At 45.6% G+C, this 26,542-nt stretch carries 25 protein-coding genes; 5 read left to right on the forward strand and 20 right to left on the reverse strand.

Going from position 1 to position 26,542, the window contains the following annotated elements; translation table 11 throughout:
- Positions 1-280 precede the first annotated feature (280 nt).
- From ABXS70_RS19660 to ligD, 4 genes are all read left to right on the forward strand, one after another.
- On the forward strand, positions 281-1,150 hold the full coding sequence (locus ABXS70_RS19660) for a VOC family protein (protein WP_342556260.1): 870 nt from the start codon (positions 281-283) through the stop codon (positions 1,148-1,150).
- Between the two features lie 187 nt (positions 1,151-1,337).
- Positions 1,338-2,435 carry an endospore germination permease gene (locus tag ABXS70_RS19665; RefSeq protein WP_342554659.1) on the forward strand — a complete coding sequence of 366 codons (1,098 nt, stop codon included), beginning with the start codon at positions 1,338-1,340 and terminating at the stop codon, positions 2,433-2,435.
- Positions 2,436-2,499: 64 nt separating this feature from the next.
- On the forward strand, positions 2,500-3,450 hold the full coding sequence (locus tag ABXS70_RS19670) for a DNA ligase (RefSeq protein WP_342554658.1): 951 nt from the start codon (positions 2,500-2,502) through the stop codon (positions 3,448-3,450).
- 80 nt (positions 3,451-3,530) lie between these two features.
- Positions 3,531-4,421 (forward strand): non-homologous end-joining DNA ligase, encoded by an 891-nt coding sequence (gene ligD / locus ABXS70_RS19675; RefSeq protein ID WP_342554657.1) that lies wholly within the window; start codon positions 3,531-3,533, stop codon positions 4,419-4,421.
- Between the two features lie 103 nt (positions 4,422-4,524).
- On the opposite strand, the gene ABXS70_RS19680 is transcribed toward ligD, so the two are convergent.
- Together ABXS70_RS19680 and cls are read right to left on the reverse strand one after the other, a co-directional pair.
- On the reverse strand, positions 4,525-5,436 hold the full coding sequence (locus ABXS70_RS19680; protein WP_342554656.1) for a YitT family protein: 912 nt from the start codon (positions 5,434-5,436) through the stop codon (positions 4,525-4,527).
- A gap of 358 nt (positions 5,437-5,794) precedes the next feature.
- The gene (cls, locus tag ABXS70_RS19685) at positions 5,795-7,234 is read right to left on the reverse strand and encodes a cardiolipin synthase (protein ID WP_366290157.1); all 1,440 of its coding nucleotides are present in this window, start codon (positions 7,232-7,234) and stop codon (positions 5,795-5,797) included.
- Positions 7,235-7,635: 401 nt separating this feature from the next.
- Here cls and ABXS70_RS19690 point away from each other — a divergent pair, with 401 nt between their 5' ends.
- Positions 7,636-8,988, forward strand: coding sequence for a hemolysin family protein (locus ABXS70_RS19690; protein WP_366290160.1), 1,353 nt, complete (start codon positions 7,636-7,638; stop codon positions 8,986-8,988).
- Between the two features lie 133 nt (positions 8,989-9,121).
- Here ABXS70_RS19690 and ABXS70_RS19695 read toward each other — a convergent pair whose 3' ends face one another.
- The 18 genes from ABXS70_RS19695 to ABXS70_RS19780 all read right to left on the reverse strand — a co-directional run bounded on the left by ABXS70_RS19695 (position 9,122) and on the right by ABXS70_RS19780 (position 26,535).
- Positions 9,122-10,198: an AI-2E family transporter gene (locus ABXS70_RS19695; protein WP_366290163.1), complete on the reverse strand. Its 1,077-nt coding sequence runs from the start codon at positions 10,196-10,198 to the stop codon at positions 9,122-9,124.
- Between the two features lie 148 nt (positions 10,199-10,346).
- Positions 10,347-11,138 carry an ABC transporter permease subunit gene (locus tag ABXS70_RS19700; RefSeq protein ID WP_366290166.1) on the reverse strand — a complete coding sequence of 264 codons (792 nt, stop codon included), beginning with the start codon at positions 11,136-11,138 and terminating at the stop codon, positions 10,347-10,349.
- Positions 11,131-12,042, reverse strand: a complete 912-nt coding sequence (locus ABXS70_RS19705) for an ABC transporter ATP-binding protein (RefSeq protein WP_366290169.1) — start codon at positions 12,040-12,042, stop codon at positions 11,131-11,133. The genes ABXS70_RS19700 and ABXS70_RS19705 overlap by 8 nt, the downstream gene beginning before the upstream one ends.
- 30 nt (positions 12,043-12,072) lie before the next feature.
- Positions 12,073-12,321, reverse strand: coding sequence for a hypothetical protein (locus ABXS70_RS19710; protein ID WP_342554651.1), 249 nt, complete (start codon positions 12,319-12,321; stop codon positions 12,073-12,075).
- Positions 12,322-12,617: 296 nt separating this feature from the next.
- Positions 12,618-13,130, reverse strand: a complete 513-nt coding sequence (locus tag ABXS70_RS19715; RefSeq protein ID WP_366290172.1) for a hypothetical protein — start codon at positions 13,128-13,130, stop codon at positions 12,618-12,620.
- A gap of 98 nt (positions 13,131-13,228) precedes the next feature.
- Positions 13,229-13,780 carry a VanZ family protein gene (locus tag ABXS70_RS19720; protein ID WP_366290174.1) on the reverse strand — a complete coding sequence of 184 codons (552 nt, stop codon included), beginning with the start codon at positions 13,778-13,780 and terminating at the stop codon, positions 13,229-13,231.
- Between the two features lie 29 nt (positions 13,781-13,809).
- Positions 13,810-14,190, reverse strand: a complete 381-nt coding sequence (locus ABXS70_RS19725) for an LCP family protein (protein WP_366290177.1) — start codon at positions 14,188-14,190, stop codon at positions 13,810-13,812.
- Positions 14,123-14,728 carry an LCP family protein gene (locus tag ABXS70_RS19730; protein ID WP_366290180.1) on the reverse strand — a complete coding sequence of 202 codons (606 nt, stop codon included), beginning with the start codon at positions 14,726-14,728 and terminating at the stop codon, positions 14,123-14,125. The genes ABXS70_RS19725 and ABXS70_RS19730 overlap by 68 nt, the downstream gene beginning before the upstream one ends.
- 41 nt (positions 14,729-14,769) lie before the next feature.
- On the reverse strand, positions 14,770-16,101 hold the full coding sequence (locus tag ABXS70_RS19735) for a UDP-glucose/GDP-mannose dehydrogenase family protein (RefSeq protein ID WP_342554647.1): 1,332 nt from the start codon (positions 16,099-16,101) through the stop codon (positions 14,770-14,772).
- Positions 16,098-17,486: a sugar phosphate nucleotidyltransferase gene (locus ABXS70_RS19740; protein ID WP_366290183.1), complete on the reverse strand. Its 1,389-nt coding sequence runs from the start codon at positions 17,484-17,486 to the stop codon at positions 16,098-16,100. Before ABXS70_RS19740 ends, ABXS70_RS19735 begins: the two co-directional genes overlap by 4 nt.
- A gap of 29 nt (positions 17,487-17,515) precedes the next feature.
- Positions 17,516-18,517, reverse strand: coding sequence for a polysaccharide pyruvyl transferase family protein (locus ABXS70_RS19745; RefSeq protein WP_366290186.1), 1,002 nt, complete (start codon positions 18,515-18,517; stop codon positions 17,516-17,518).
- Positions 18,483-19,868 (reverse strand): oligosaccharide flippase family protein, encoded by a 1,386-nt coding sequence (locus tag ABXS70_RS19750; protein ID WP_342554644.1) that lies wholly within the window; start codon positions 19,866-19,868, stop codon positions 18,483-18,485. Before ABXS70_RS19750 ends, ABXS70_RS19745 begins: the two co-directional genes overlap by 35 nt.
- Positions 19,868-20,764: a glycosyltransferase gene (locus ABXS70_RS19755; RefSeq protein WP_342554643.1), complete on the reverse strand. Its 897-nt coding sequence runs from the start codon at positions 20,762-20,764 to the stop codon at positions 19,868-19,870. The genes ABXS70_RS19750 and ABXS70_RS19755 overlap by 1 nt, the downstream gene beginning before the upstream one ends.
- 42 nt (positions 20,765-20,806) lie before the next feature.
- A complete protein-coding gene (locus ABXS70_RS19760; RefSeq protein WP_342554642.1) occupies positions 20,807-21,889 on the reverse strand; it encodes a glycosyltransferase family 1 protein in 1,083 nt (360 codons plus the stop codon).
- Entirely contained in the window at positions 21,870-23,060 is a 1,191-nt protein-coding gene (locus ABXS70_RS19765; protein WP_366290191.1) for a glycosyltransferase, read from the reverse strand. The genes ABXS70_RS19760 and ABXS70_RS19765 overlap by 20 nt, the downstream gene beginning before the upstream one ends.
- An 8-nt stretch (positions 23,061-23,068) precedes the next feature.
- The gene (locus ABXS70_RS19770; RefSeq protein WP_366290194.1) at positions 23,069-24,373 is read right to left on the reverse strand and encodes a hypothetical protein; all 1,305 of its coding nucleotides are present in this window, start codon (positions 24,371-24,373) and stop codon (positions 23,069-23,071) included.
- A 1-nt stretch (position 24,374) separates the two neighbouring features.
- Positions 24,375-25,568, reverse strand: a complete 1,194-nt coding sequence (locus ABXS70_RS19775) for a glycosyltransferase family 4 protein (RefSeq protein WP_366290197.1) — start codon at positions 25,566-25,568, stop codon at positions 24,375-24,377.
- Between the two features lie 4 nt (positions 25,569-25,572).
- Positions 25,573-26,535, reverse strand: coding sequence for a UDP-glucuronic acid decarboxylase family protein (locus ABXS70_RS19780; protein ID WP_342554638.1), 963 nt, complete (start codon positions 26,533-26,535; stop codon positions 25,573-25,575).
- Positions 26,536-26,542 lie beyond the last annotated feature (7 nt).

Consider the following 26,542-nt stretch of genomic DNA (forward strand, 5'->3'; position numbering starts at 1 on the left):
TGATGTAACGATCTGAGAAGCTGTTTCTTGAAATTCAAAGGTAAATAGTCGATTCAATACTCAAAATTCAAGGAACAGCACTTCTCAGGTTCTTTCGGTTATAAGACATTGACGAATAAAGATAAATATTTTATACTTAATTACGAAAAGTAACTTGTTTATATTTTTAAAGTGAGTTTACTCTTATTGTTTTTCAATACTCATCATCTCCCTTGATCCCGGCGTTCTTTCATTTGTTATTCAATACTTATCTTATACACATTACTAGGAGGAAATCATGATGAACACCCCTTATCAAATTCCAGCGACAACCCATCTGGGTGAGGTTAGTCTTAAAATCAGCGATCTGGACCGCTCTATTCAATTCTATTCAGACGTTGTCGGTCTAAAATTGCTGGAGCGCGAAGATCACATGGCTTCGATGACTGCGGACGGAAAGAACGTACTTCTTCGCCTCGAAGAGGTCAGCGGCAGCATCACTCTGCCTGAGCGTTCCCATACAGGTTTGTACCACTTTGCCATTTTGCTTCCTGACCGCAAATCACTTGGACTTGCCGTTCGTAATCTGGCCGCATCCGGTATCGAGATTGGTCAAGGAGATCATTTGGTAAGTGAAGCCTTTTATATCTCTGACCCCGATTTAAACGGGATTGAAATTTACGCCGACCGCCCTCGGGACACCTGGAAACGCGATGCGGATAACAATTATGTTATGGCCAGTGATCCAGTCGATGTACAGAGCTTATTTGATATTTCGGAAAATGAAACCTGGAAGGGTCTGCCCGCCGGCACCGTTATTGGTCATGTTCACTTTCACGTTCGCAGTCTGGAAGAAGCCCGGAGCTTCTATTCGGATATCCTCGGATTTGATGTTGTAGGAAACTTTGCTAATATGTCCGCGTTGTTCGTGTCTGCAGGCGGTTACCATCATCATATCGGGCTGAACATCTGGGCGGGCGTTAACGCTCCGGTCAATCCTGCCAATGGTACGGGGATCGACTATTTTACCATTGTGTATGCTCATTCGGACGAAGTCGAACAGGCTGCTGCACGTTTGCGCCAATCGGGTGTTGAAGTGATTCAAGATGACAAGGCATACTATGCGGCAGACCCGCAAAACATTCGGATCCGTATGATCGCAAAAGCATAAATAAATCTCTACTTCACCAAGCAAGTTATAATGAACTCGGTAGTGCAAAAATGCCTGACAAATGTCTCTTCGCAGCTTTATCTGAAGAACATGCTGTTCAGGCTTTTTGATATGTTTTCATAAAACCCGAAATGTTGGCACATCCTAACCCTACCCAAACAACGCCAGATGAAGGAGTTTTATTCCAATGATTGAAAAGGGACGTTTGACCGTCAGGCAGCTCGCTTCGCTCATGTTCCTTTGTACGATCGGGGAGCAGATTCTGGTCTTCCCCTCGATGATTACGTCTTATGCACAGCAGGATGCCTGGATTTCCTCCTTACTTGGAGTGGGCGGTGGGCTGGGGGTACTTCTAATCCTGTTCGCTGTGTACAACCTGAATCCGCGGCTGAATCTGATTGAACATATACTTCGCATCCTGGGGCCATGGATCGGGGCTGTAGTCAGCCTGTTTTATTTATTTTACTTTCTGATCAGCACATCCACCTTTATCCGGGAAATCGGCGACTTCATGGCCACCGAAATTCTGACCAGTTCTCCACTATGGGTGCTGCATCTGGTATTTATCTGTGCACTGGCCTGGGGATTAAAATCAGGACTCGTGAATATCGGCAGGACCGCCGAAGCTTTCTTACCTCTAATTGTGCTGTTTCTGATTATTCTTACTTTGTGTCTGCTGCCCAAAGCAGAACTGGATAACATCAAGCCCGTTCTCGCTCAAGGTTTTCTCGCCCCTTTCAAGGGCTTTATTGCTGTACTTACATATCCGTACTGTGAACTATGTATTTTCATGATGCTTTTACCTTACACCGAGCGGAGTCCCCATCTGAAAAGAGACTTTTTACTCATGGGTATGATTGGCGGATTACTGTTAACGCTAACACTAAGTATATGTCTGCTGGTTTTGGGACCATTCATGACACAGCATCACTGGTTTGCATCGTTTAGCGTATCTCGATTGATTAACATCGGCAACTTTGTACAGCGGATTGAAGCTTTCATGGCCTCCGTCTGGGTTATCGCTGTGTTTTTCAAAAGCGTTCTCTTTTTCTACAGTTTTGCACTCGGCATGGCTCACCTGTTTCGATTATCCAGTTACCGGATTCTGATACTGCCCGCCTCACTTCTCATTTTAGCCTGTTCCATACTGGTGGCTCCGAATGAAACTTTTTACCTTAAATTTGTCATCCCCTACTGGATCGATTGGGATTTAACCTGCGGCATCTTCCTGCCGCTGCTGCTGATTCTGATTCACCACTTGAGACATCGTATGCAAAAACAATGACTGCCTTCGCCCGTTTATGTGTACCTTTATTATTCCAGCGCTGGCTTAAGGAAAGGAGTCACCCATGTTCAAACCCGTTATTCCGTTCGAACCCATCTCCCGCGACACCCTGCCTGCAGGCTCACAGTGGACTGCCCAAATCAAGTGGGACGGCGTGCGCATGCTGGCTTACGAGAACGGACAGGAGCTGCGGCTGGTCAATCGCAGATTACATGACCGGACAGCCCAGTATCCCGAACTGGTACAACCGCGTAATCTGTGTGCCGGCTCTTCTTACATTCTGGACGGAGAGATTATCGCGCTGGACCCGGACACGGGACGCCCCTCCTTTTACCATGTACTGCGCCGGGACCGGATGAGCAAACCGGGTGGTATCGCCCATGCCGTTCAGCAGATACCGGTTACTTATATGGTATTTGATATTCTTTTTTATGAGGGGAAATGGATCACTGACCAAGCGCTCGAAGTTCGCCAGCAGCTGCTGCACAAGGTGCTGCAAACCAGCGATCATGTACAGGAAGTGACCAACTCACGAGATGCATCCGCTCTGCTTACGGTGATGAGACAGCACCAGATGGAAGGCATCGTCTGTAAAGATCTTTCCAGTACCTACGGGATCGGAGGTAAAGATGCGCGCTGGCAGAAGGTCAAAATCATGCATGACCTCTATGGCATGATTGGGGGAGTTACCTATCGAAGCGGTATCGTCAATGCTGTTGCGATCGGCGTATATGACGGACCTCATTTTATTTATATCGGTCATGTCGGGACAGGGAAATTAAACATCAATCGCTGGCGTGAACTCACTGCACAAGTTGAGCCGCTTATTGTAAATGAAAGGCCATTCCATAACATTCCTGAACGCAGCGCGGAGACCACATGGGTAACACCACGCATCGGCCTTAAAGTGCAGTATATGGAACTGACTCACCATCAGACACTGCGTCACCCCAGCATCCAGACTTTCGCTGATGTGAAACCTGAAGATTGTCCGATAAGCCAACTTGAACAGTAAAAGTCTATCTCGCGGATAAACCATTTCACTCCTTTCATACGTTTAACCAAGAGTTACATACACAGGAGGTGCTCTGCCCTATGCCGCATAAAATCAAAGGTTCCATCACAATCGAAGGTGTGGAACTCACCGTCACCAATCCAGACAAGCCCTTATGGCCTGAAGCAGGCATAACCAAAGCCATTTATTTGCAAAAGCTGGCCGCACTTGCGCCTTACCTGCTGACCTACACCCGTAATCGACTTCTGACAACGATTCGTTACCCTCATGGTGCAGGCGGAACGTTCTTTTATCAGAAAAATGCGCCCGAACCTGTGCCTGATTTTGTTCATACACACGATCACGAGGGCATCCGTTACGTTGTTATGAACGGACTGCCGGAGCTGCTCTGGCTTGGCAATCTTGCGGCACTTGAGTTTCACCCTTCGCTGCATGCCATTAACAGCACACTTCCATGTGAATGGATGATCGATCTCGATCCTTCAATGGAACATGAGCCGCGGATTATGCAGGCTGCCTTGATTGTAGGCGAAACGTTATCCTCTCTTGGATTGCAATCGGTTCCCAAAACGTCCGGGGCCACGGGTGTGCAGATCATTGTGCCGGTTACCCGTGGTGTGACATTTGATGAACTGCGGGATATCGGTCATTTTGTAGGCAAATATGTCACGCAAAAACATCCTGAACTGTTTACACTGGAGCGGCTGAAAAAAGATAGGGGTGATCGAATTTACTTTGATTATCTCCAGCATTATGGCGGCAAAACGCTGGCCTCTCCCTATACGCCTCGCGCCAAACCAGGCGGCACTGTCTCCACCCCCCTGACTTGGGATGAGGTCCGCCGAAATGTCTCCATTCAGGATTATCACCTGATGAATATTATCGAACGGTTGAATGACGTCGGCGATCTGATTGCAGCGGTTCCTCCGCAGCCAATCGAGCTGATTCTGAAACATTTGCAGAAAAAATAGCCGATCCCCTGTGAACCAGGGAATCGGCTATTTTTTCTGCACAATTCGTGCAGGATGTTTCCTTCATTATCTCATCCTGCAGCATGCTCCGAAATAGAAGCGGCTAGTGGATACCTTTTTTCTTGAAACGTCCACCCTTAACATCGTGAATGTTACCGATTGCTACGAATGCCTGCGGGTCCCAATCCTCTACAATAGACTTCAGCTTCGCTTCTTCCAGACGGGTAATCACAACAAAAATAATTTTTTTCTCATCTCCGCTGAATCCGCCTTCTCCGTCCAGATACGTTACACCACGACCGAGACGATCTGTCAAAGCGGAACCGATATCGCGATACTTCTCACTGATGATCCAGACCGACTTGGACTGATCAAGCCCCTCGTTCACGATATCAATCATCTTCATAGCGATGTAATAAGCAATCATCGAATAAAGGGCATTCGGCCAGCCGAATACGAAACCTGCACCCGCAAAGATAAATACGTTAATGATCAAAACAATCTGCCCTACTGACAGCGGAGACTTCTCACTAAACAGAATGGCAACAATCTCTGTACCGTCCAGTGAACCACCGGAACGAATGACCAGACCTACCCCCACACCCAGAATTAAGCCGCCGAATACAGCACCGAGCAGCGGTTCGCCTGGTGTAAGCGCCGGAACTTTGTGCAGTAGAGATGTACCAATGGACATCACAACAATGCCCAGCAGCGTTGATAATGCAAAGGTCTTACCGATCTGCTTGTATCCAAGGATCAGAAAAGGCAAATTGAGCAAAGTCAGGAATATCCCCAGCGGCAGATGCGTGAGCTCCGAAACCATAATTGAAATCCCCGTGATCCCGCCGTCGATGACGCCATTCGGCACCAGGAACACTTCAAGTGATACAGCCATCAGCGCGGCACCGATCAGGATCATTACAATACGCTGCAGTAACTTCAGCGTAAACACCGAGCTTTTGACGCCGCGGTCAGCTTGTTTGGCCGTTAGTTCTTTCACCGTTACATTGGACATGGTATCCCCCCCGTTAAGTTAAATCAGAATGTGAATCCATTTTATATATCCATTAAATAACTCCACGGGGAAGATGCATGTAGAAAAAACGAGCCAAGCTTTATTCTGCATGTACTTTAACCCAACATCAAACGGGCATCTAAAGGCGATATAAAATAGATTCAAGATATACTGCTTGCCGGATCACACTTCCAAAAGAGAGCAAAAGGGAGCCTGTTTCCCCAGACTCCCTCCTTCGCCACGACATGATTTATATAACTATTATATCATAAAAGATCAAATTGGAGCAAAATACTTAGCAAAAAGAAGATAAATTCGCAAAAAGTGAATTTATCTTCAGAAATCTGCCTTAAATCGGCTATAGAAGCGGAGAAAGCATCCGAGAAAGCATTTCAGCCCCTTTTTGCAGGCGTGAGCGATGTTGGAATACGAGGGGTTCGATCTGGCTGCACTCCTCCAGATCCCGTTCAAAATCATGCAGTAGACGATGAATTGCAGCGTCCTCAAACAATACAGCCGTTAATTCAAAGTTGCAGAAAAAACTGCGCATATCCATATTGGCTGTGCCTACCGTAGCCAGCAGCTCATCTACAATCATCACTTTCGCATGAACAAAACCTTTGCGGTATTGATAAAACTTCACACCAGCGCGAAGCAGCTCTTCTACATAAGAGAGGGATGCCAAATGCACCAGCCGGGAATCGGATTGATAAGGAATGATAATCCTTACATCCACACCACTGACTGCTGCGGTCTTAAGAGCCTCGTAAAGGGCAGGATCAGGAATAAAGTACGGCGTTGTTATATATATGCGTTCACACGCAACGGAAATCGCGCCAAAACACATTTCCTGTATGGCATCCCAATCCTGATCAGGCCCACTCCCCAAAATCTGAATGCGTTCCCCTCCACTGCAAATATGCGGTGGAAATAATTCCGCAAGCTGAGGCTCCATAATTCGTTTTCCCGAAGCGAGTTTCCAGTCATTCAGAAACGTGCTTTGGAGAAAATAAACCGCATCCCCTTCAATCTGCACATGAGTATCCCGCCAAAAGCCAACCTCCGGGTATAGACCCAGGTAATCATCACCGACGTTAATGCCACCGACAAAGCCAACCTTGCCATCGACAACTACAATTTTACGATGGTTGCGATAGTTGACCCTGCGATCAATTGTGGCAATAAGCGGCGGCAGAAAAAAATGAAACTCGACACCTGCATCCTGCATTTTGCGAATATAATTCCAGCTCAGGTGATGACTGCCTAGTCCATCGCAGATGAACCGGACCTTCACTCCCTCCTGCGCTTTACGGATCATCACCTGCTGAAAGCGAGTTCCGATTACATCATCCCTGAAAATATAAAACTCCACATGCAGATGATGCTCGGCCTTCTCCATCTCTCTAAGCATCGCCGCGAAAGCCTCTTCTCCATTCGTCAGCACCTTGCTCCGATTACATCCCGTAATCGGACTCTCGGACAGATGAGATATAAGGTTAAACAGACGATGCTGGTGATTGTATTTATCTCCTGGCATTTGAGCAATCTCATGGACGATGTGGGCCTGCTTCCATATAGTTTCACGCATTTCCCGGAAAATTCGCGATCCGCCCTTTCGCAGCTTTTTACGTTTACTGTAGTCTTGAGCCACAAAATAATACACCACAAAACCAATCAGAGGCACACAAAATAAGATGAACAGCCAAGCCACCGCTTTGGCCGGGTTGCGGAATTCCAGTATAAGAATTGTAGCAGCCTGAAAAATAAAAATAAGTAAAATAATAACCAGCCAGAACATGCGGCCTCCCCCTTAACCCCTTACTTTTCTATTGTTCCGTTCTCCTGTTTTCAAGCTTGTCTATTTGTCCGTCATTTTAACCAGCTTTGACGGTATTGCTCCCAGCTAATCATAGATACCCAATGTCGACCCGGTTCGTAACGATAACTTAGATAAAACTTTACATAGCCAGCTTCTCGTAAAATTTGGGTAAGAGATTTTTCTCTCCAGGCTTGTCCATAATGACTCTGTATCTTATGACATAACAGCTGAAGCTGCAGAAAAATCCCCTTATGCTGTACTGTTTTGACCAACCTGCCTTCCAGACTCTTCCTCTTTTCTGCAGGAGAAGGTGGTCTTCTTACGTAAAATTAGATATAATACTCGTTAAAACTTATTACTTAGAAGGAGAAGAGTAGTGAATGGACAGTGAGAGGTATGCGATAAATTTGGTTATGGTTGCATTTTTGATAGGATTATCAGCATTTTTTGTGGCAGTGGAGTTCGCTCTGGTACGGGTTCGTCCGAGCCGAATCGATCAAATGATTGCTGAAGGGAACAAACGTGCACTTGCGGTCAAGCAGACCGTTGCCAATCTGGATGGGTATCTGTCTGCATGTCAGCTCGGAATAACCATCACGTCTCTCGGACTGGGCTGGCTTGGTGAACCCACGGTTGAGAAGATCCTCCACCCTGTGTTCGAAAGCATGAGCATCCCGGATGCACTTGCTTCCTTCTTGTCATTTGTTATTGCTTTTGTAGCGATTACTTATCTGCACGTGGTTGTAGGCGAGCTTGCGCCCAAAACCATTGCGATCCGCAAAGCCGAGACCGTAGCACTGCTGACGTCCGGTCCTATCATCTTGTTTAACCGAGTGATGTATCCTTTTATCTGGCTGTTAAACGGCTCTGCGAACCAATTGGTTAAATTGTTTGGCATCAAGCCAGCTTCTGAACATGAAGAGGCACACTCTGAAGAGGAGCTGCAGATCATCATTAATGAAAGCTTCGAGAGTGGTAAAATCAACCAGGCTGAATTTGGCTACGTGAGCCGAATTTTTGCTTTTGACGAGATGCTGGCCAAAGAAATCATGGTTCCACGGACCGACATGGTCTGCCTTTATCTAAATAAAACGAACGAGGAAAATCTGGAGATCATTCGAGAAGAACAGTACACCCGTTTCCCGGTCGTTAATGAGAGCAAGGACGATATTATCGGAATCATTAATACGAAACAATTCTTCCTTGAACTGTACGGTAATCATGAACCTGTGGACCTGTCTTCGCTGATTCAGCCTGTGTCCGCTGTGCATGAGACAACTCCCGTCAAGGATCTGCTCAAGAAAATGCAGAAGGACGGCGTACACATCGCTGTGCTGGTTGATGAGTACGGAGGCACTTCCGGTATTGTAACGATCGAGGATGTGCTGGAGCAGATCGTCGGCGAGATCCGCGACGAGTTCGATGCAGATGAAGAGGAAGAGATTCAGATTGTGAATGAGCACTATGTCATTTTCGACGGCAAAGTTTCACTATCGAAGGTCAACGATATGTTCATGTCTTCCCTGGATGCAGATGAGTGGGACACCATCGGCGGATGGCTCTACAGCCATCGTCCGGAGATGGATGAACAGGAAGAGTATGAATATGAGAACATGACCTTCGTTCTGCTGGAAAAAGATAAAAATCGCTTCTACAAAGTCGCCATCGTTCCGAAAGAACCGCTGGATATGTCAGGGTACACTAATCAAGACGAAAAAGAAGCACAAGCATAATTTTAAAAGGTCTGTCTCATCGTTATCATTGACGAAGGACAGACCTTTTCTATTCCACCACATGAAGCATTTGGCACTGTTCGCTCCCCTCGTACCACGATCCTGTACTGCTTCACATGAATTCAACACTCTCTCATTTCACCTCTGCTTTATCCTCAACAATCCGGTTCTGAATTTTACGGAATATAATTTTGAGAATCATATACAGCGGGATAATAATTATCATCCCGAGAATGCCGCCGAGGTCCGCTCCGACGAGCAGCAGGATGACCGTGGTCAGCGGATGAATATCAAGCTGCTTGCCATACACATACGGCGAGATCAGATTATCCTGGATCTGCTGGGCAACTACGATAATAATTAAGGACCAGAGCGCCATGGAAGGTGAGTCGATAAAAGCAACGATTACAACGGGAATGGCAGCCAGCAGGGCCCCCACATAAGGGATAAAGTTCAGGATGATGGACACCACTGTTAATAACAGCGCATAAGGCAGGCCGATTAAGATAAAACCGATAAACATCAGAATACCCAGTGCCACATTAACGATAACCCGGCCTACAATATAATTGCTCAAGGCCTCATCAATTTCATGTACGGTCTCTTCTCCGTCTTTCCGATAATGCCTTGGCAGCAGCAGTGTCAGGTTGGTACCAAACTTACTCCCTTCCTTGAGCATGTAATAGAGCATAATCGGGAAGGTGGCCAAAATAATGACCAGGTTGGACACGACGGAAAACAAACCGGAAACATAATCGGTCACCTGCGTAATCCCCTGGCTTAGATACTGGGATAAACGAGTGAATAAATCCGAATCCTCAGGCAGGTACCGGGCGAGAAAACGATTATTTTCCAGTGCTTTAATCTGCTCTATAAGGGAAGAAATAAGCGCAGGTGTGTTTTCAATAAAATTCCATAACTGCTCCCGCAGCGAAGGCCATACGACAACACTGAATCCTGCGATAAGGAGTCCAACAGCGACATAAATAATGAGAACAGCCAGCGCCCTTTTGATTTTGTGTCGCTCCATGAAGTCCACGAGCGGACGCAGCAAATAATAGAAAAATCCTGCGATCAGCAGCGGGATAATAATGATATGAACCAGCGAAGTGAGAGGGCGGAAAATAAAGTTGACTTTATCCCCCAAATACACGATTAGCAATAGTAAAATAATTGCCGTGCATATGCGGTAAAATTTGTTGTTAATCAAGAAACGTGATCCCCCCATGCGCTGCCATGCCAAAGTGACTGCGACGATAATATGATTCTAACATTACAATTAATTCTAATATTACAATACCAGTATGTACCCTAAATAGACAGCTATGCCTCATATGAACACAAAAAAGAGGCAGGAATTAACCTGCCACATCTCTTTTGTTAAATACAACCCAGGAAATCACCATAAAGATGACATAATATACACCGAGAACCGCTAAAGAGAACCCGAGAGTCATCCCTTCACTTGGGCCGTTTAATAATCCCATGCCCGACGAAGGGTTCATATATTTGCTCAGATCCATATTGTTGAACAGAACATATTTAGCCCATTCATATCGATCCGGATTAAAAATCAGTGAAAATATATTTTGCGTGAACATGATAAACAAGGACAAACCGATTGCAAGCGCACCCGAACGAAATACAGAAGATACCATAAAAGCAATCGCGAGTGTAATGAAAAGGTCGATATACAGATAGCTCCATCTCGTAAACGCATCGCCTGCCATTACACCACTCTCTACCGAAACATCATGGGAGAACAGAATATAAGAACTGAGCATGGCCATACCAATGACGAGTAGTGTACTTAGTATACTAAAGCCCACTACCGTCAGATATTTGGAAGCCAGAATTTTGCTGCGTGACCACGGACGGATGAGTAACAGTTTAATGGTGCCCCATGTGAATTCACCCGCTACCGATTCCGCTGCAACGACGACACAGAAAATCGTATTCAGGAAAAATGCAATTTGAACCGTTGTAGCTGCTGGCTGCCAATACAGCACATCGCTTGTTCCCATCCCCTGCTTCATTAACACAGGCATTAGAAGCGATATAAGAGCAAGAATAGCTAACATAACCCAGGTGCGCACACGACGGAACACTTTCATATTTTCATTCAGCAGCAGATTGCCGAAACTACCCAATACCGCCACCTCCAGTCACTTGCAAGAATTGATCTTCCAACGTACGAGTCACACTGCGAATGCCGTAAACCTGCACGCCTTCACGTACCAGTCTGGCATTCACCTCCGGAATCTGTTCCCGTGAGAGAGACATGACGATAACGTTACCCTGAATAACGGCCTCTCCCTCCAAAAGTTGGACAGCACGCTCAGCCTCATTCACTTCAAAGGCAACTTCAGTTAAAGCATCTGAACTCTGCTCATCCCGCAGATTTCGAACATCGATCAGTTTGCCGTTCTGAATAATAGCCACGGTGTCACACATCAATTCCATCTCGGACAACAGATGGCTCGATACAAAGACGGTGATCCCTTCTTCATGCGTGAGAAGCCGCAGATAATCTCTCAGCTCCCTAATCCCCTGAGGGTCCAGACCATTGGTTGGCTCATCCAGAACAAGCAGCTTAGGTCTATGTAGTATAGCCTGTGCGACACCAAGACGCTGGCGCATACCCAAGGAATAGGTTTTGACCTTGTCGTGAATGCGGGCTGTCAAGCCTACACGCTCAATGGTTTCTGTAATGCGCTCCTTGGTAACACCCGGCGACATGCGGGCAAAGTGCACCAGATTCTGGTATCCGGTCAGAAACTTGTACATTTCCGGATTTTCTACTATTGCGCCTACCTGGGATATGGCCTTTTCAAACTCATTCTTCACACTGTGTCCAGAGATCAAAATATCTCCTTTACTAATGGACATCAAACCGACCATCATACGAATAGTCGTTGTTTTCCCCGCGCCATTCGGTCCTAAAAAACCAAAAACCTGCCCCGGAGAAATATCCAGGGTCAGGTCGCTGACCAATGATCGGGAGGAAATGATTTTACTGACACCCTGAAGTCGGACAACCGGCTCCTGCTGCATTCAATCCTCTCCTTCATGGACGGGCTTATGTTATGCCCGTTTCTCATATGAGCATAGTGTATCATAATCTTTAGTATATTGTCCTGCAAACTGGGATTTCCCTTCTCGTTTTGACTCAACTACACACGCTTCACAGTATCCAAGCGGCATTTCACTCCGATAAAATCCGGTACGAAACACGTGATTGCCTCCGCAGCCCTCATCCTTCAAGGCTTCGTCTCTGGCGACCGACACAATCATCCCACAACTGACACAGTAAAAGCGGCCCGTTTCATTCAATGGAATACCTTCCCCTCACAGGGAGCCTCTGGTCCCCTGTTATTTGTCGTTAGACGCTGAAAATTGATACATTTTGTATCCTAATTCGTAATTTACTTGACACCGGGACTATTGTCAAGCTTTTTAAGCATAAAAACAGGGCCGAAACTAAAAAAAGCGCTATAAACGCGACAAAAGTCTCGCATTTACAGCGCTTGATTAGGGACTAATGATACAAATCGGTCCGGTCAACCTTCAAATACATAACATAATATGTAACAGTCGATTCATTCACTGCTGTTATGCAGCAGAATCGCTCACGACTTATTTTCAGTGTTGGTATTCCTCTCATCAGGATAATACCACAGCAGCGTCCATTCCTTACCATCCTGTACCAGATAACACATCTGCACTAGATCAAATTCCCCAAAGGTTCCGGAATACGTCTGTGTAACTTTTATTTTGTAAGCTTCCGGAAAAGGTTTCACGCCTTGAATGATCTGCACATCGAACTCCCGCTCCGGCGATTCCATCTGTAATTTAAAGGTCTGCACACCAAAATGCTGCATGAAAATATGCGCCCTGTTCTGGACATAGGCACTCTTCGGGAATCGTTCTTTCATTAATGGATGAAACAGCTCCCAGGAGCTCCCGAAGTCACCTGATTGCTCGTATTTATAGAACTCTTCCGCTGCTGCTGCAGCCTCATCAGGGGCATCTGCACGGAACAGTGCGGGTAAGCTCCTGCCGATGAGCCACAGTAAAAGCAGCACGAACAATATAAAAACAATCCTTTTGAGCATTGTATTCCGATTTCTTCTTCGCAGCATAATCCAGCCCCCTTGTCCTGCTATCCCATAATTATGATGGTTGGCAGACAAGTAGAAGTTCAATGGGACAGGAAACTGCATTTCCTGGGAAATCCATTTTATTTTTTGGTAAATAAAGCTCTGATCCCGGTATAAATCGCGATCCCGCAGCACCCGCCGATCAAATCCACACCGACATCCCAGATTGAACTTGTCCGATTAGGACTGAACTGTTGGATATATTCGTCGGTGGAGGCAATGATCACTACAATGACCAGGGCCGTAATAATACAGGTCATTACACGTACTCTCTTGTATCGCAATCCTCCATAAACCAGCACGGCGAGTACAGCATACACAAACAAATGTGCAGTTTTACGAAATACAAACTCGATAAACGCGTAAGGTCTCTGCTGCAGCGAATACTCATGACCATTATAAAACAGGTGCACATCGGGTAGTGTAACCCCGATGTGCACCTGTTGGGTTAATCGATGAAGCCACGGCTGAATGTCCTGCTGCTGATAGGATTGACCGGATAACGACCAGATGACAGCAATCCAGCATCCAGCCAGCATCAGCCAAAAAATATAGGTGTATGCTCGAGGCTTTCGCTGCTGTTTTCGTATTTTACTTGCTTTCCGTCCCTCCGTCTTGAGCAATGTTTTCACCACTTTCCTTGCTGTACTGCAGACTATCTTTACGGCTCCAGATGCTGCTTCAGTATTCCATGAATGCGATCCTTTTCCTGCTGATTGACGATAAAATAATAAATTCCGTTGATTTTCTCACCCTTACCCTTGATTTCTACCGTATCAATCTCTTCTAGATCACCTGGATAGTCCAGAAGCAGCTCTTTCATCTCATCAAATGTTAGATCAGTCCTGACATGTGTTCCCAGTTCATCAAGCATATTCTGAAGATGAAGCACACTGGAGAACTGCATCGTATTCTTCAGCAACTGTTTCAGCACCTCCCGCTGACGATCATTACGGCCCAAGTCTCCCTTCGGATCATCGTAACGCATTCTGGAGAACCCGAGTGCTCGCAGCACCATCCAGGTGGATACTGCCCTGCTCATACCGTCTCCCTTCATAATCAAAGGCAAAAGGGTTATTCACATCTACTCCACCTAACAGATCAATAATTTTGGAGAAGCCCTCCATATCTACTTTCATGTAATAGTGAATGGGCGTGCCCAAAAATTGCTCCACGGTAGCCAGAGACATATCCACGCCTCCAAAGGCGTACGCATGATTGATCTTGTCTTCGGTGCTGCGCCCCACTATTTCCGTTCGCGTATCCCGCGGAATATTAAACATAAGCACTTTCTTTTTCCCCGGATTTACACTTAGAACAATCATTGTATCCGAACGGCCTCTGTCATTCGGGCGCTCATCCACCCCTAGGATTAGTGCATTGAAAGGCTCTTTGCGGTTGATATCCACCTGAAGTCCGCCTCTCTCATCAGTTACCGCAACAGGCTGCACCGGATTGCGCGGCTCATATATCTGATCTGCGGTTGATTTGACCGATTGATAGAGATAGATGGCGTAACCGAATACAACGATAACAAACAGCGAAACCAGCCATGCTGTCCATTTCATCCACTTTTTCATGGGGATCTTCCTCACTCATATTCTTAATATTCATCAGCCCGTCAAATGATCGCTGCTGCTTTCCCTTCCAGCTTGGTCAGACTTGGACGTCCCACCGAGTAATATTGGATGGCAGATGCCTGAATCTGTTCTGCACTGTAAACATTGCGGCCATCAATCATAACCGGCACCTTCATCATTTTAGCTAATGCATTCAGATCTACCTGGGCAAACTCTTTCCATTCCGTCAGCACACAGATTGCATCTGCACCCTCGGCAGCTTGGAGCGGATTATTCCCCCACGAGATGGAGGTTATGTCGATCTCTTTACGGAAGTTATCTGCTGCAATCGGATCATACGCTTTGACTGCAGCTCCAGCATCTATTAAGTATTGAATAATATCAATGGCCGGAGCGTCACGAACATCGTCCGTATCCGGTTTGAACGCAAGCCCCCAGACCGCAATCGTTTTACCAGCCAGTGACCCGATCGCTTCCTCCAGCTTGTAAATGACCTGCATACGCTGATCCTGATTCACCTGCACGACGGATTTCAACAGCCTGAAATCATAATCGACCATGCCTGCAATCTGGATCAGCGCCTGCGTATCTTTGGGAAAACAAGATCCTCCATAACCGATACCCGCCTTCAAAAAGGAAGCCCCAATGCGCTTGTCATACCCCATGCCTTCTGCAACGCGTGTAACATCAGCTCCGACTTTCTCGCAAATATTCGAAATCTCATTAATAAATGAGATTTTGGTTGCCAGAAATGCGTTGGAGGCATATTTAATCATTTCGGCCGAGCGGATGTCTGTGATGACCAGATTGTTGGTCAATGGGCGATGAAGCTTCTTCAACGTTTGAATGGCCCGATTACTGCTGGTTCCGATTACAATCCGGTCGGGGTTCAGCGTATCCTTGATCGCCGATCCTTCACGCAGAAACTCGGGAACCGAGGCCATGTCGAAGGGCTGAGAAGATATGCTGCGAATGAGATCACGAATACGGTCATTGGTACCTACAGGGACGGTGCTTTTGGTCACGATTATTTTGTAGCTTTCGATGTGGGTCCCGATTTCGTACGCTGCCTGCTCTACATAACTCAGGTTGGCCTCGCCATTAGGAAGAGATGGAGTGCCTACCGCAATAAATACAATGTCCGCCTGGTGTACTGCCTCACCGATCTTGGAAGTGAAGGATAATTTGCCTGCCTGCATATTGGAGGTCATCAACTCTTGAAGACCAGGTTCGTAGATGGGCACGACGCCCTTGTTCAGCATCTCTACTTTGTCCTCATTGTTGTCTACACAGATGACCTGATTGCCGATCTCCGAAAAGCATACCCCCGATACAAGACCTACGTATCCCGTTCCAATCACCGCAATATTCATCTTGTTTTCCTCCAATTCACGCAATTTTGTAAAATATCCTGCCACTCCATCTCAACGCGCACGATATCCTCTTCTACCAGTTCTCGGCCCATCTGCACCTCGATAATTTCGAGTTCTGTCACTGCCTTTACACTGTGTTTCCCGCCTGCAGGAATCACAACGACATCCCCCTGATGAAGTGGCCTCAGCTCACCATCCAGAATGAACTCACCTCGACCCGAGACAACGGTCCAAACTTCATTTCGCTCGAGATGGTACTGATAAGAAAAGTTTTTATTTGGCTCGATGATAATGCGCTTGGTTAGTACCTCTTCTCCTTTGACATTGCGTGTATAATCCAGAACCTTGTAACAGCCCCAGCGGCGTTCCTCATACATAGGTCGCTCAGCGCTATCCTTCAGCACCTCTTTAATCTGCGGACTTGCCTCTTTCTCACTAACGAGAATCCCGTCAGGACTTGCCGCGACGATAAGATTGGATACGCCCAGCACACATACCGGAATGTTTAATTCATTGATCAGATGTGTATTGACGGTACTGTTCGTCATGACACCTTTGCCTACAATATGGGTGCTCATCTCGTCCGTCAGTGTGTTCCATGTGCCCAGGTCTTTCCAATATCCTTCATACGGTGTGACGACAATATGACGAGCCTTCTCCACCACCTGGTAATCAAAGCTGATTTTCTGCAATCTGCCGTACTGCTTCAGCATTTCTTCATATTGAATGGGCAGCTCCAGTGAAATCAGCAGATTGATTAGATAATTCAGCTTGAATGCAAAAACCCCGCAATTCCAAAGGGCAGATTGTTCAATCATCTCTGCCGCTTCAGCTTCACGGGGTTTCTCATGAAAACGGGATACTTTGGTGTAACGCTCGGATTGCTTGGTTTCAAGCTGCTCTGGAATGATATATCCATACTTCTCGGAAGGATACGTCGGTTTTACTCCAATTAAGGCCAGTTCTGCACCGGACTCGTGCAGCACGCTCTCCAGCTCTGTAACTTTATAAAAAAAGGATTCGTCCACGTAGGGATCAACGGGAAGCATCACGACCGTTTCATTTAAGCCGGCTCCCTGCACGGAGTATAGATATACGGCTGCCAAAGCAATGGCAGGAAAGGTGTCCCTGCGTTCAGGCTCCACAACCAGATCTACGTCATAACCCAGCTGGCTTCTCAAAATTTCCACCTGAGGTTTGCTCGTTGCAATCACTGCCTGCCCACCAAGCCCTGTACGTTCCAGCTGCCTCCATACGCGCTGTACCATCGATTCCGTCTGTCCATCTTCACCTTCAAGTACTTTCAAAAATTGCTTGGACCTTGTGTCGTTGGACAACGGCCATAACCTTTTGCCCGATCCGCCGGATAGAAGTACAATTCTCAAAGCAACCACTCCAATTCGTGTATTCGGCTTTAGACTGTTATTGTTTGTTTCTCTCTGTAATTCGGCTTCACAGATATGCTTCCAGATATGGTTTCAGCCAGATTTGCCGTGTTAACTTTATGCGTCCAGAGATGATAGTAACCGGAATTTTTACCATAGGAGTTGTCAATAAGCACATTGGGTTTGGCCATCAAACAGGACAGAATATGTCCGTGCAATCGGGAGGTATAAATGGTTTCGTATTTGGCAAAACGACGAATTGCCTTATTGACCAAATAATCGCTGTACAGCCTCCATCCTAACTGAAGCAGTTTGCTTCCTTTCATTCTACGAAGCCCGCCTCCTGCCCACTGCACCAGTTTTCTCTCGTACCTGTTATACAGTGTATGCCAATCCAGCGTATTGTCCTGCATCTGGGAAGCGACAGCAGCTTGTTCATCGCCTGCTTCAATATCCATTCGTAGAAAGTTTAACCTCTCCTTACTTGGTGATCCCTTGAACGGAATAGGCCACAGTTGGTGTGCCATATCAGGCATTAATCTCGCCTTACAATTCGGGAAATGATCGGATATAAGCTGAAATGATTTCTCATCTCTAAGGTATAGATGAAGATCTTTATGTTTATTAAAAATAGAGACGGTCTGTCGCAAAGCTTCTTCACTTTGGTAATAGACAGTCTGCGGCAGCAGTACGATCCGATGATGCGGATAATTTTCCACTATTTTTTCCCGCAAGTTCTGATGCATTACGTACAAATCACCGAAGTTTCCTCCTCCGTGCAAAACAAGGATATGATCACGAGGAATGTCCATTCGCTCGTCAAAATCATACACGCTGAACCGCTGGATCACTTGAATTTGATTATCCTTGAAAAAGGCCTCTGTTCCTTTCATGATCAAAAGGTCGCCGCAATTACTATGAACGGGATAATCGATATAATAAACTTTTGAACGCGGAGGAATGACCTCCAAGATCTGTTCAAGACGCTGTTTCAATTCACTCATGGGATGAATCTGCTGCACGTTCGGCATCTTTCCCGGCTCCTTTGAATGGATTTTTCTCTCTGAATTTTCTTCTCAGAAATACGATATCTTCTTTGTTGTAGAGCATGCGGCGCATAGGAAGTTTGAATAGGAGGGAAATCGAGATCAAAGACATCAAAATCCGGACCATCGCCCCCGCTAACAATGCCACGCCGATCCCATTAAGACCGAATGTTGGTGTAAGTATAAAAAATAACGTAACTGTCACAGCCAGCGCACATATCTGCCTTAACAGAATAACACCTGGCCGCCCAAGCGCATTGAACGCCGAAGCGAGAATCCATGAACCTCCACCAATGATGCATTCAAACGAAAGTAAATAAAATACTGTACTTGCTTGCAAAAATTCTTCGCCATAGAAAAGACCGATAAAATAACGCCCGATAAACATGCTTGGTACAACAATTAGAGTCATTAGAAAAATACTGATCCGAAAAGCTCTGCCCACTAACGACAAAACCTGGTCTTTATCCTTGCCAGCGACTTTTGGGAAAATGACGTTTGCGATCGCATTTTGAACAACATCGAACATTCTGGACAGCGCAAAAACCACTGAATACAAACCGAAATCACGCGGAGTAAGCAGTGTGATGATAATAATCTTGTCAAACTGCGTATAAAGCGTTCCGAGAAGCTCAACGCCATATACGCGAACACCGTAGTTGAAGAGCTCCATACCGGCTTTGAATTGGCGGAACAGCGTACCAACCGACTCAAAAATATGAGTTCGCATCATGTACATGTACATGCCTAATACGATTAGTGTCGAAATCAGACTTGTCACTACAGCACGTTCGACTGTCAATGTACCGGAAATCCACAATATAAGCAGACCAATCAAGTTAAAGCAAGGTACAAGCAGACGTGAAAGATTATAAATAATGAATCGTTCAGTTCCCTGTGCAGATGCCGCAAGAACACCCATAAGCAGCAGCAGAGGAACCATGAGCACTGTATACCACTGAGCCAGAACTATAATCGATTCCGAATACCCGCCCAGCCAAAAGGATACCCCATACCAGCTAATACATCCTACAATTACACTAATGGGTACCTGGATCGCAAAACTCATACCGATATACGTCGACAGCTGATGCTGATTTCTTTTTACATTAAAGATCAATGAAGTCGGCAGCCCCAAAGCTGCGAGCCCCGACAGAAAAGATGGCCAGAACAAAACCGCCGCCAGTTCACCTCTTCCCTCTGCCCCAAACATGCGAGCTGTCAGAATGGAGGTAAGCGTCGTTACGGCCATAATCAAAATATTAGCGAAACTCGTCATAAGAATCGTATGGAGCAAACCAAACTGCCGAGTTGAGGGAGCTGCGACGCTGCTCATTAGACATTCATTCCTTTACTTTTACGAAAAGTCCCAACGATACTCCCATTCCGATAAACGATTTTAGCTAACCCCTTGGTGACTTTTTTGACGTTCGTCATGGAAACGATGATATAGACGCATGCTAGAATGATAACCAACAGATGCTTGAAGATTCCGCTTGAATTTTTCTGCTGTAAAGCTGCATCACTGATTCCCTGCCAATAGACTCTGCGCAGCAACCAGCGTCGATTAAGCCTGCTTTTTGAAATCTTGTGTTCAACCGCTGCGTATGGATTGTAATAAATCTTATATTTTGCTCGAACACGTCCGATGAGATCCGTTTCTTCACCAGACAATAGATTTTTTCCTATTCGCCCCAAATCCGTTCTGAATGGCTCAATTTCCTTAAATATACTCTTTCTGAAAGAAACGTTCGCTCCAAATGGAATATGGGGATCACTCATCTCTACGATTTCGTTCGAAAAGTCCAAAATGGAGTACATACTCACAAAATCGTCCGGTATCCAATCCGGCTTTCCGCCTTCCCATATGGGAGTAATCTTTCCCCCTACACATCCTATGGCAGCATCCATATCAAATATTTTCACGACTTCTCTAATCCATGACGTTGAAGCCAAGGCATCATCATCCAGAAACATGACAATTTCCCCTTCTGCTTCTTCAATTGCCCTATTCCTTGCGAAGGATAGTCCCAATCGAGACTCGTATACATAACGTACATGTGCAGGGAAATCCATAGACTCAAATAATACTTTGGTATGATCCGTGGAACAGTTATCAATGACCAGAATTTCATAGGATGCAGCATCGGTATCGCCTTTCAACAGACTTTCGATCGCCTGCATCGTATCACTGCCTCGGTTATGTGTGCAAATGGCTACAGATGCCCTCATGTTCTCACCTCAGACTTGCCGTTTTTTTCTTGAAATACTCCGTTATACTGCATTCATAATGATGTTAATCGTATCTTTGGCACATTTATTCCAGGAAAAGAAGGAAGAGTGTTCCTTACCCTTGGCGGATAATTGCTGCACCAGTTCCGGATTAGATGAAATTTCCACCAATCGCGAAGCTGCCTCTTGAGGCTGATGGGGATCAAAATATAAACCGACCTCTCCGCAAACTTCAGGAATAGACCCTCTGGAGGAGACAATTACCGGGCATCCTAATGCCATTGCTTCGAGTGGGGGTAATCCAAAACCTTCATACAATGAGGGGAATATGAAACCTGCTGCATTTTCGTAAAGTGCCTTAAGTTCCTCATCCGATACATATCCCACCCATTGAACAGCCTCTGATTCATCCTGAATATGACTGCTGAAGACCTTGCTGTTTTGTGAGCCAACAATGACGACATTCAGGTTCTGAGCCTTTACTTCAGGTAAAATTTCGAATATCAGCTTGAAATTTTTATAGGGGTTCATCGTGCTTACAGCCAAAACGTATGGTGATTCAATGCCATATTTCTCAAGCGTACCTTGAGCCGCCTGCCTTTCATGAATATGATCAATGCCCAGATGCGTAACGGAAACTTTTTGTGCAGCAATTTTACAATGTTGAATCAACTCTCCCTTGGAGAAGTTGGATACGGTGATCACCCGTTTAGAGATTTTCCCCAAACGTACAGTCAAAAACTGATACCATGAGCGAAAAGCAAACGAAAATGCGTTAGGGTAACTGAAGACAGATGCATCATGAATGGTGACCACCTGATTACGTTTAAACGCCGGACCAGTATTGCACAGGTTAATTAACAGTCCACCCTTGGAATAGAACGGAAGTTCAAACTGTTCCCATGCATGCCCCTTGAGTTTCCCGACGCTCCGATGACGAATATGTTTTAAATCCAAATGAGTGAGTACATTGGTTGGAGAAAGCAAACAGAACTCATACTTCGTGCCGTCAACTTCTCCGCAATCAATGAGTTTATCGATTTCTTTCATGAGTTCGATGGCATACCGCTGCACTCCCGTAACGGTCTGAGTCAAAAAGCGAGCATTAATGTATATCGTATTCATGTTTAGGTGACTCTCCATTCCTGTTATAGTTTTCAGAGCGTGAGGTAAGTGTGCCGTGCTGAAGCGTTACATTCACATTGCGAGCTTCATAATACAAGCTGACAAATTCTTCATTCATCCGATCCGCACTGAACTTTTCCACAAATATACTTCGTCCGATTTCTCCCATTTCAGTTAGTTTCTTCTTATTCAGTCGTCTCAATATGTGCACCAATTCCTCGGGCTGATCGAGATCAAAAATGTATCCATTAACTTCATGCGATACCAGTTCCGGCAAGGAGGCACGGCTGCTCGATATAACCGCTTTACGATTCTTCATTGCTTCGAGTGCAACCAGCGGAAGCCCTTCCCATCTAGATGGCATAATAACGGCATCACATTGCTGGTAATACAGGTCAATCGAAGCGTTGTCCACCCACCCTAGACGTACGACATTCTCCGGAAATGTCCACTCGTTTTTTTCAAGCACACTGTCTCCGATCACATACAATTGGGTCAGGTCCTGAAGATCCGGATATTGGGCGAGTACATCCAGAAGCACATCCAATCCCTTCTGACGATCATATCGGCCAACAAATAAAAGCCGGATTACGTTATCTCCTTTTACAGGATCGAGGAGAACTGAAGTGTTGGATTCTGATGGAGGTCTTGAATTTCTCTCTCGCAAACCACTATATACGAATCTGGATTTGGTAGATGACATGCCTAAACGTACGGATTGTTCCAATTCATATTTTGAAATATTAATAATAAAATCCGTCTTGAACTCCAACATCTTCTCGATCATGTAGTAAGCCTTTTTCAGCCTAGGTTTGGTATCCATTAAAAAAGACCACCCGTGGGAACAATAAAATACACTGGCTTTTGGGGGGAAAACAAAAAATAAGCTCCTTGCCAGCATCCCTGCAAAAGAGCTGTGGATATGAATGATATCCGGTTGAATACGTTGAATCGCTTTGCGAATGCAGTTCATGGCCGACAAGAAATACTTGGGATGACGTCTATACTCGTAACGCAGGATATGATCCGGGTCCAAGTCAAAATCAGAGGCTGAATTGTAGTCGCTCATCATTAGATACACATCGAAAAATTGACTTTGATACGCTGCTAGTTCGTTTAGATAGGTTGCTACGCCACCAACAACGTATTCTCCTATATGCAAAACCTTCATGAATACCCTCACCTGCTTTGTATTGGTATTTCGTCTACATCCCTTTGTTGATATAGTGCCATGCCAACAACCAGCCATATGGATACATTGCCTGGGAACAGCTCCAGTACATTTGTAGTAAAACTGGCTGCTGCCGCACCCATTAACAGTGCAATGGCCATCTGAGGCAATCTCATGGCATCGGCTGCGGGAAGACTTATCATTCGTTTATGAAGGCATGCCGCCATCCATGCAAACAAAACAACCAGATAAATAATACCGATCCAACCGATCTGTTCATAGAATGAAAAGTACTGGTTGTCTACCGGGTAATCACGAGATTCCAAACCAAGCATATGGGTTCGGCGGCTGGCTGCACCTACCGCGCCGATTCCGTTCCCAATCACGCCGTTCATTGTAAATGGAGATGTCAAATAAGATCCCCAGCTCTGAAATCGTACTAACATAGAATTGATGGAAAGCAGATTATAGTTCTCCATTAAACGAAATCCAAACACGACTGCTCCCGGCAGCAGTAGGAACACACCGGACAGCAGCAGCATATTATTACGATTGTATTTGCGAACACGGAGAACAAATGTCACGATCTGATAGATGATCCAGAAGACCAAAGCAGATCGGATCGTGGATAAAAGCAGGAAGCTGAAAACCAGCAAACGGATAAACATCTGAAATAAACGATATTTTTCTGCTGTTCGGACTTTTTCAGCAATTAGTCCTGTTATCAACAGAGCATATGCATAGCTATCCGGAGACACCGTGATGGAATTCAGACGAGGAACTCCTTCCAGATAATGCTTGATGTTTACACCATAAACAAAACCTAACGAAATAAGCTTATCAATCCCTAGAGAATATTGGATCAGCCAGCCTGTAATTAACAGAAAAAGAATGATTAGATTGGTTCTGGCAAATGTATAGATCGCCTTTTTTTCAGCTATATACATTCCGGCAAATAACATTAACATAGGCAAAAAAGTAACCTTCACTCCGTACACCCACGAGACGATGCTCCCGCCCAGAAGAAGATTCATAGAACCTATGAATAATATCGAACTAAACAGGAACAGAAACAAAACGATGAAATTAGGCTGACCGCGATACAGCCTGCTCATACCAACTACAGCTAACAAAAGCATTCCGACGTCCTTAAGTGAGCGAAACACAATGTTATCCACATAGACCGATACCAGGCCGTAAAACGACAGATACACCAGCAAAACGTAAAACATAACCTGATATGCTGATCCCTTTGATTCGACATACGAAGTGATATATACAGGTTTGCCTCTATTCATGGAAATCGTCTGCATCTTAACCTCCACACTCGATAAGCCTATCGTAAACATCCGCATGTTTTTGGAGCTGGTAAGATTCATTAAAAGTCAGGCTGTATTGATGGCATTGCTCCTTTAACGCCACCTTCTCGCTTTCACTCATATGAAAGTATTCCAGAATAGAACGGGTTATATCTTCTGAGCTATTAGGTTGAAACGAATATTTCTCCGTATTGAGCAGGATCTCGGCCATACCTCCAACCCGCGAGGCATACACCGGTGTACCCACTTGATAGGCTTCAATCACGACTAATCCAAAGGGTTCATTCCACGTAGAGGGAACAATGACCAGATCTACCGCTGCCATATATTTCATGACATCCGTTTTGGGGATCTTACCCTTGAATTCAATACGATGATCCGGTAACGCACACTCTTTCAATGAATCCAACAATGGACCGTCACCAAAGATATACAGTTTCTCGACAATGTCAGGACCAAGCGCCTTGACTGCACGAATCAGATAATGCACGCCCTTCACATCCGTGAGCTGTCCAAAATATCCGACGATCATCGGTCCGCTTGTATTCACCTTTTTCTCTTTATACCGTTCCGCGGCACATGGATTGTTATCAACAATGTTGTATATGACATGTTTCGTGGAGTTTTCAAATAGTCCTAGCGAGGTATGCGTACCCAGAATGTGATTGGAAACTCCAATAACCGATGCAGTCATGCGGCTGAACCTTTTGGAGATCAATCTATACATTTTGGAATATGCAGGTATTTTTATTGGATCAATAAGAGCAAAATCATGAATGGTGTGTACTACAGGGATATTCAACTCGTGAGCAGCTCTCCACATGGCCAGACTTAGTCCAGCGAGGTTATGCGTATGCACCAGATCAGGTTTATGTTCGGTAAGATGCTTCTTAATATGCTGATACTGTCTGAAATTGAAAATATCTCGAACCCGCCACACGACCTTGTTTAGAACAGATGAATTTCTTCCATGTTCTCCAATCCAATACCGATTGTTATAGGGAAGGCGAATCACGTTGATTCCGTTTACGATGTCGGTTCGGACCTGGCTGTCATTATGTCCACCAACCGTCATAACCTGTACTTCATATTGACGGTTTATCGTTTGGGCCAGGATCTGAGTAGAAACTTCCGCACCTCCAATCATATCCGGCGGGTACAGACTGTGGGCGATCATTATTTTGGCCATGGGATCAGATTGCCCCAAGCAGCATGGAACGATAATGTTGAATCATTTGTCCCAGCCCCTCTTCCAGGCTGATTTTTGGTTCCCAATCCAGCAGTTCCTTCGCTTTATCAATCACCGGTCTTCTGACTTTCGGATCGTCTTGAGGCAAAGGCATATATACAATTTGACTTTCCGACTGTGTCAGCCTTTTGATCATGTGGGCTACTTCAACCACGCTGTATTCAGATGGATTACCTATGTTAACGATTTCCCCCTCTGCCTGTTCCGACGCCATCAATTTCTCAAGGCCTTCGATATTGTCGTCTACGTAGCAGAATGACCGGGTCTGCGAACCATCACCATACACTGTAATATCCTGACCTGTAAGTGCCTGAGTAACAAAATTCGAGATGACTCTGCCATCATCGTTGCGTAGGCCTGCAGAATACGTGTTAAAAATACGGGCAACTCTTACAGCTACCTGATATTTTGTGTAGTATTCGTAACACAGCACTTCCCCCAAACGCTTGGACTCATCGTAGCAAGCTCGGGGGCCCCATGTATTCACATGCCCGCGATAACTCTCGGGTTGTGGATGGACCTCAGGATCCCCATAGGCCTCACTCGTACTGGAGTATAGGAATCGAGCTTTTTTATTGCGAGCCAGCTCCAGCATATGATAGGTCCCCTGCGTATTGACCCAGATTGTCTCTATCGAACTGGCTTGATAGAATTTGGGAGAAGCGGGTGATGCAAGATGATAGATTTCCTCCACGGGTTCTTGATTCAGAAAATCGAGCGCCTCCCGGTTCGTAACATCGACTTCAGCAAAAGAAAAAAGGGGGCTTTTCGCCACCTCTCGCAAATTGGAAATCATACCGGTGGAGAGATTATCCAACCCGGTTACCCGATGTCCTTTACTAATTAGAGATTTGACAAGATGCGATCCCAGGAATCCCGCTGCCCCCGTAACAACAATATGTTTCAATCCAATC

This window comes from Paenibacillus sp. AN1007 (genome assembly GCF_040702995.1).
In the GTDB taxonomy this organism is placed as follows: Bacteria; Bacillota; Bacilli; order Paenibacillales; family Paenibacillaceae; genus Paenibacillus.